Source organism: uncultured Microbulbifer sp. (genome assembly GCF_913055755.1).
Taxonomy (GTDB): Bacteria; Pseudomonadota; Gammaproteobacteria; order Pseudomonadales; family Cellvibrionaceae; genus Microbulbifer.
Genome location: NZ_CAJXKH010000133.1, coordinates 1 through 7,268 on the forward strand (window position 1 = coordinate 1; position 7,268 = coordinate 7,268).

The window sequence follows — 7,268 nt, forward strand, 5'->3', positions numbered from 1 at the left end:
AATCGTTGGGATGTCTGGCTGTATGTCGCGTGACCAATTTAGACTGCTTGGTTCTGATAGCGAAAACTACCAGTCGAGCACTCCGCTGGCCAGTAAAGGATTGTTAAAGGCCCGTGACATCTCCGCTCAAGTGGGGAAACGCCGCAGCGTGACCGTGCCTGTCTCATGGGGTTTGAGCGCAATCCTTAAACCAGCTTTGGCGAATACTAATTCTCGCGAGCTGAACCGGAAATTAACCGGCCGGCTGGGCCGAGTCCGACAGTATTCGCAGGAATAAAAAAGGCCGGTTGGGGGCCGGCCGCAAGGGATGGTTCCCAGTGGATGGCGGTGAGGAAGACCGCCGGGGGATTCACCGGATATCGCTGGGAGGCCGATACCCGGCAGGGGTCTGTCAGCTTGCCATGGACAGGGATTCTTCCTCCTGATCGGGTGCCGATGTGCGAATCAGGTGGTCAAAGGCACCCAGCGCTGCGGTCGCACCGGCGCCCATGGAAATCACAATCTGCTTGTAGGGCACAGTGGTCGCGTCGCCCGCGGCAAACACGCCGGGTATCGAGGTGGCTCCCCGCGCATCAATCACGATCTCGCCCATACGATTCATCTCCAGTCCGCTGTCCTTCAGGAACTCGGTATTCGGCACCAGGCCGATCTGTACGAAAACGCCCGCGAGTTCCAGTGTTTTACTCGCACCACTGGTGCGGTCGGTGTACTGCAAGCCGTTCACCTTGCTGCCATCGCCGAGCACCTCGGTGGTCTGGGCATTGGTGATGATGTCGATATTGGCCATGGAGCGGGCCTTGCGCACGAGTACCTCGTCCGCACGCAGGGTATCGGCAAATTCCAGTACGGTGACATGCTTGACGATACCGGCCAGGTCGATGGCTGCTTCGATACCCGAGTTGCCGCCGCCGATGACCGCGACATGCTTGCCCTTAAAGAAGGGCCCGTCGCAGTGAGGGCAGTAGGCCACGCCTTTGGTGCGGTATTCGGCTTCACCGGGCACACCCAGTTCGCGCCAGCGGGCACCGGTGGCAAGCACCACGGACTTGCTTGCCAGGGTCGCGCCACTTTGCAGTTCCAGTTCGATCAATTGTTTGCGCTTCAGGTCGGCGGCACGCTGACCGGTGATGATGTCCACACCGTATTCTTTAACGTGCTGCTCCAGGCTCGCGGCCAGCTTCGGGCCCTCGGTGTAGGGGACCGAAATAAAGTTCTCGATTCCCACGGTATCCATCACCTGACCGCCAAAGCGCTCTGCTACCAGGCCGGTGCGGATGCCCTTGCGCGCGGCGTAGATCGCCGCCGCCGCGCCGGCGGGGCCACCGCCTACGACCAGCACATCGTAGGGCTCGCGCTCGTTGAGTGCTTCCGCCTTGCGCTGTTCCGCACCGGTATCAATCCTGCCCACGATCTCTTCCAGACTCATGCGACCCTGGCCGAAGTGCTCGCCGTTCAGGTACACCGCGGGGACGGCCATGATCTGGCGCTCGTCGACTTCGTCCTGGAACAGGGCGCCGTCGATCATCTCGTGGGTGATGTTCGGGTTCAGCTTCGCCATCAGGTTCAGTGCCTGCACCACGTCCGGGCAGTTCTGGCAGGACAGCGAGATATAGGTTTCGAAGTGGAATTCCCCCTGGATGCTGCGGATCTGTTCCTGCAGTTCTGGGTCCACCTTGGACGGATGGCCACCGGCCTGCAGCAGGGCGAGCACCAGGGAGGTGAATTCGTGCCCCATGGGAATCCCGGCAAAGCTGACGCGCGGCATTTCGCCGGCGGGGGCGATGGCCATGCTCGGGGTGCGCTTGCGGTCTTCCTGATTGAGGGCAATTTTGTCTGACAGCCCGGCAATTTCTTCGGCAAGGCTGCTCAGTTCAGCAGCCTTGGAGCTGCTGTCGGCGGACACACTGATCTCGATCGGAGTGACGATATTCTGCAGATAGGGGTCCAGTTGTTTCTTTACGTTTGCGTCCAACATCGGTGTGTCCTGGTATTTAGTAATTTGTGGTTCTTTTTTGGAGTCCTGTGGCGGTGCTGCTGACGGGTGCAGCCTTTCGAAACACGGCGTGCACCCATCCCTGGGGGCTCTGCACCGCCATCCATGGCGGTGAATGTTTCGAAAGGCTGCCCCCCGCCATCAGCACCTTCTCGAGAGCTTCAGTACTTCGTATGAACGAAGTAGCCCTCAGATCTTGCCTACCAGGTCCAGGGAAGGAGCGAGTGTCTCTTCGCCTTCTTTCCACTTCGCCGGGCACACTTCACCCGGGTGGGCGGCGACGTACTGGGCGGCCTTGATCTTGCGCAGCAGGTCCTGGGCGTCGCGGCCGATACCGCCGGCGTTGATCTCGACGATCTGGATACGGCCTTCCGGGTCGATCACGAAGGTGCCGCGGTCGGCGATGCCTTCTTCCTCGATCATCACACCGAAGTTGCGGGTGATGGTGCCGGTGGGGTCGCCGATCATCGGGAACTGGATCTTGCCGATGGTTTCGGAAGTGTCGTGCCACGCCTTGTGGGTGAAGTGGGTGTCGGTGGATACGGAGTAGATCTCAACGCCCAGTTTCTGGAACTCGGCGTAGTTGTCCGCCAGGTCACCCAGCTCGGTGGGGCAAACAAAGGTGAAGTCGGCCGGGTAGAAGAACACCACAGACCACTTGCCTTTCAGGTCAGCATCGCTGATGTCGAAGAAATCGCCGGACTGGTAAGCCTTGGCGTTGAAGGTTTTGATCTCTTGGTTGATGTAGCTGGACATAGTCATTTCCTTGTTGCTTTTGCCTTTTGGTTTAAGGCGTGAGTTGCTTGGTACGGGGGAAATACTATTAGTGATCGATAGGTAATAGAAATTATTGATTTTTATGGTTGTGATTGCCTGGGGTAATTGATGGTAACCAATCAATAGTTTCTTGTGCGGTGTTGGATGCGAGTGTTTCAGGCAAAAAAAAGCGGGCCCAGGGGGCCCGCTTAAGGTTTGAGACGCTGTAGTCAGCTTGCCATCAGGCCAGCTTGCGTCTTCTGATGAGTCCGGCTGCTGCCAGCAGAGCCAGCAGGTAGTACATGGAACCACCACTTTTCTTTTTCTTCTCGGGCTCTGGAGTAACCTCCGGGGCCGCGGCGTTTACGGTTACGGTGACGGTTGCCTCGGAGCTGAGAGCGCCATCGGAAACGGCAACGGTGAACGTGTGCTCGCCCGCGGCCAGGCCGCTGATGGTGGGCGTAGCAGTGTTCGCACCGTCGATGGTGCCCGGGCCGCTCCAGCTGAAGGTCAGCGCATCGCCGTCGGCGTCAGAGCTCGCGCTCGCGTCGAGCATCGCGCTCTCGCCTTCGGTGATGGTGACATCGCCGGCAACAGCCGCTACCGGCGCGTCACTGGATCCGTTCACGGTCAGCATGAAGGTCACGCTGCTGCTATCCGAAGCAACGTTGTTGTCGCGCACGGTGACGGTTACTTCGGTTTCACCGGAGAAGTTGGCTTCCGGGGTGATATCGAAGGTGGAACCGGCGGTGTGGCCGTTGACGGTCGCAGTGATGTGCTCGCCGCTGACTTCGATGGTGTTGCCCACCGGGTCTGCGTCTACGTACATTACCTGGATGCCCTCGAGGGTTTCGTCTTCATTCACCACCTGATCGGCGATGGCTGCAACAGCGATATTGCCGTTGACGACGATTTCCTGCGCGGTGGATTTTGCATCGGCAAATTCCATGGCGTTGTCCAGGTTAACCACCAGGGTCTCGCCGGCGGCGGATTCGTTGACGCGGGCCTGGAACTTCACCTGCATGGCGCTCTGCTCCGGACCGGTGTAGTCGTAACAGATCACCAGGTCGTTGTGCAGAGTTTCGTCGAGGTTGTTATAGGCCACGTTTTCACCGCGGTAGCCATTTACCGGGCCGCCAGAGGTCAGGAAGCCGTCGGCCTGCTCGACACCGATGGCACCCTCTTTCAGGTCACCGCTCAGGTTGTCATAGGCCATGACGATTTCGTGCATGCCTTCGCCGAAATCAATGCCGTTACGCATGATTACCTCGAAGTCCACCTCGGTACCGGTAGAGGCGTCGACAATGTTGTCGTACTCCATGAATACCAGATCGCCGAGATCGGGGCGTTCTTCCGCATACTGGTTGGCAATGGTGAGGCCGCGCACTTCTTCCGGGGAGTTGTAGTAATCCGCGGTGAAGTTGCCGCGCCAGAACGGCATTACGCCAGACAGCACGAAGCCACTGCCGGCTGGACGGTGCCAGTTCCACGCCCACCAATTCTCATCCATGTGCAGCAGACCGTTCGGCAGGATATTGACGAAGCCCTTGTGCGGCAGGCCAAACAGCGGAATTTCCGCATCTTCCTTCCAGAACAGCCACTCGGTGGATACCTGGACCACGTAGCGGTGGTCGGCGCCACCTTCCCACAGACCCTGCAGCGGGCGCAGGTTGAACTCCAGCAGGTCGATGTACTTGCCGTCGGAGTACTCGTCGATCATCGGTGTATGACACATCTGATCGGTGGCGTTGGTAGTCACCACATACTCGCGGGCAACGTCACGAGTTGACGACTGCAGGCCGGCGAGGCTGATCAGACCGTTCTCGCTGGTCAGATTCTCGACATTCTCAGTGGACGTCACGGAGCCTTCCACCAGGGTCAGTCCCTGCGGCAGGGTCGCCTTGATGTCGTAGTTGCGGTCGCTGGATTCCAGGTTCTGACGGACGTCGAGCACGAAGTCGATGACGTCGCCAGGCTTGGCGGTCTTCTGGCTGATATCCAGGTTGACCTCATCCTTGCCGCGCTTGATACGTACGGCAGACAGACCGATGCTGCCCGGCGCACCGGAGACACCCAGGTCAAACGCACCGTAGTACACATCGCCATTGGTGGCTTCCGGCAGGTTCCAGTCCAGGGCAATGTCCACAGCACTGGCACCGGTATTGGAGTCCGGGGTAGTGATGGTCATGTTGTCCGTATCGGAATCCGCTGCGACCACGGCATAACCACCGGTTACCTTGCCGGGCTGGTGGCCCAGAAGAGAATCACCGGCTGCGGAGGAGTTGTGAATCACCGCCCAGTAGGTGCCGGGCTCCGGATTGTTGATCACACAGAAGTTGTTCACACCCGGGTGGAACGAGGTGCATACCAGCTCATCGCGGTATTCCTCAGTGCTCTCAAAGTCCGTGCCGTTGCCGTTGCGGTCGATACCGAGCATGACGGAGGCATTGCGATCCAGGTCTTCGGGATTGGTGGCTTCGTAGCTGTACGACTCGACGACCAGCTGTTTGGTATCCGCCGGTACATCGATCAGCATCCAGCCCCAGCCGCGGTCTTCGCCCATGTTTCCAGGGGAAACGTAGGGGTTGCCACGGCCCAGTTCGAACTCGTGCACGGTTGCCTTGGTCAGACCGTACTTGCGCACTTCAAACGCACCGGTTTCCGGCAGCTGCAGTCCGCCCACGATTTCGCGACCCTGTTCGCGGTGGATTTCCAGTGCGACCTGGTCCGGTAGCGCTCCGCGCTCGAACGCGGCAACAACCGGCAGATGGCTGCGAGGAGAAGCACCGCTGGTTTCGGTCAGGACCACGTCACCGAAGAAGAACAGGCGGTTAGTATCTACGGATGGCATGTCCTCGAACGGAGTCTGGGAGACTGCATCGAAGATATCAGACTTCACGTCAACGGTGACCATGATGGTCTGCTCTTCACCTGCGCGCAGCGTGAACTGGGCGGGGGTTACCGTAACCTCGGCGTCGGAGTCGTATTTGCTCTCGCCGGTTGCGGTCCAGGTGCCGTCTTTGGTTGCCTTCAGTGTGCGAATCCAGGAACAGGTGGTTTTGCAGTCCTTGTTCACCATGGAAGGGGTGTTCAACCATTCGACGCGCCCGCCTTCTGCCGGGTTGGCAGCAACGTAGTTGTCGATGGTCTCATCCATCACCAGGCCGGCATCGGCTGCCGCAGCAATGTTGAGTGCACCAGCCCCCTGACGGAAGTGGTTGTCCAGCGCTACTTTGCGGCCGTACGGGTCACTGCCGTAGGCTTCGCCAGCGGTCAGCATCAGCGCAGACTGGATTTCCGCGGGAGTCCAATCCGGGTGTGCCTGTTTCAGCAGGGTCATGGCGCCGGCAACTTGCGGTGAGGCCATGGATGTGCCGCTCATGAAGGTCCAGTCACTGGGGAACGGCGAGTTGGTGAACGGCTGATCGTCCGCATTGGCCGCGTAAACCTTCACCCCGGGCGCCGCTATCGCTGGTACCAGGTAGTTGGTATTGGTCAGGCTGGGGCCAGCGGAGCTGAACGGAGCCATGATGTTCGCGACTTCGGGATCGGTCGTGTAGGTGGTGACACCTGCGGTGATCTCCGCCATGTTGACCGCGTCCTGGTTGGCATTCAGCCAGTAGTAGAGGTTGGTGCGGTCGGAAGCGCTGATATGGATACCCGGGATTACATACGGGTCTGCTACCAGGGTTTCGCTGTAGCTGACGTTACCCAGGACAAAGCCCTCGGCACCACCGGCGGCAACGTTCTCGGCTTTGGCGACGCGAGCGACTTCACCGCGGTCACACATCACGATGACAGGTATCGTGCTTTCGTCTACGTCCAGGGTGTCAGGGTCGTCGGCAAAGTCGAAGGTGCCAGCGGGGAAGGGCTGCTCGCACAGCTTCGACTCCATGCTGGAGTTCGGATTTTCGTAGTGGCCGGCGTATACGATTCGACCACTGATGCCGTCAGAGTAGCTTACGCCTTCAAAGGTTTTGCCATTTACACGCCAGGTCTGGTTGGTACCGCCGGTGAAATTACCGATGGTTTTTTCCGCTTCCTTCAGCACCCGGTCATGAGTGAGGGCGCCGACAGAAGTCAGCCAGGGCGAGGTGTGGTCGGTGCTCCAGTAGGCCCCGTTGTTACCCGCGGCTACGGCGACGGAGATACCCGCTTCACGGGCGGACAGGAACGCGAGTTCCATCGGGTCTTCCCACGGGAAGCTTTCGGCACCGCCAATAGAGAAGTTGATCACGTCAACACCGTCGGCGATGGCATCGTCCACGGCCGCAAGGATGGCTTCTTCCGGACAGCCGGCAAATTCATCACCTGCGCCACCGGCATAACACACCTGGTAAGAGATGATGTTGGCGTGCGGCGCGATACCGGAAGTTTTCGGGAAGTTGACCGGCAGATCGACACCGTCAGAAGTCGTGACGTTTTCCGGTACCTGCAGCGGGGTATCGAACAGGACGTTGCCGCCTGCGGTACTGGCGGTATGGGAACCGTGTCCATTGTAGTCCTCACCATTCGTCGG

4 protein-coding genes are annotated in these 7,268 nt (G+C 59.5%); 1 reads left to right on the top strand and 3 read right to left on the bottom strand.

Translation table 11 applies throughout. The features are described 5' to 3' along the window. The coding region (locus QZ511_RS15825) for a hypothetical protein (RefSeq protein WP_295803871.1) at positions 1–277 on the top strand (277 nt) is incomplete at its 5' end. A gap of 114 nt (positions 278–391) precedes the next feature. Here the strand turns inward: QZ511_RS15825 and ahpF are convergent. The 3 genes from ahpF to QZ511_RS15840 all read right to left on the bottom strand — a co-directional run. Then, on the bottom strand, positions 392–1,975 hold the full coding sequence (gene ahpF / locus QZ511_RS15830) for an alkyl hydroperoxide reductase subunit F (protein WP_295803873.1): 1,584 nt from the start codon (positions 1,973–1,975) through the stop codon (positions 392–394). 207 nt (positions 1,976–2,182) lie between these two features. Beyond that, positions 2,183–2,749, bottom strand: coding sequence for an alkyl hydroperoxide reductase subunit C (gene ahpC, locus QZ511_RS15835; protein WP_295803875.1), 567 nt, complete (start codon positions 2,747–2,749; stop codon positions 2,183–2,185). Positions 2,750–2,990: 241 nt separating this feature from the next. Further along, positions 2,991–7,268, bottom strand: a 4,278-nt coding sequence (locus tag QZ511_RS15840) for a S8 family serine peptidase (protein WP_295803879.1), incomplete at its 5' end; no start/stop codon positions are given.

Coding starts and splice junctions, on each gene's coding strand:
- ahpF (WP_295803873.1), bottom strand. CDS start 1,975: ATGTTGGACGCAAACGTAAAGAAACAACTGGACCCCTATCTGCAGAAT.
- ahpC (WP_295803875.1), bottom strand. CDS start 2,749: ATGTCCAGCTACATCAACCAAGAGATCAAAACCTTCAACGCCAAGGCT.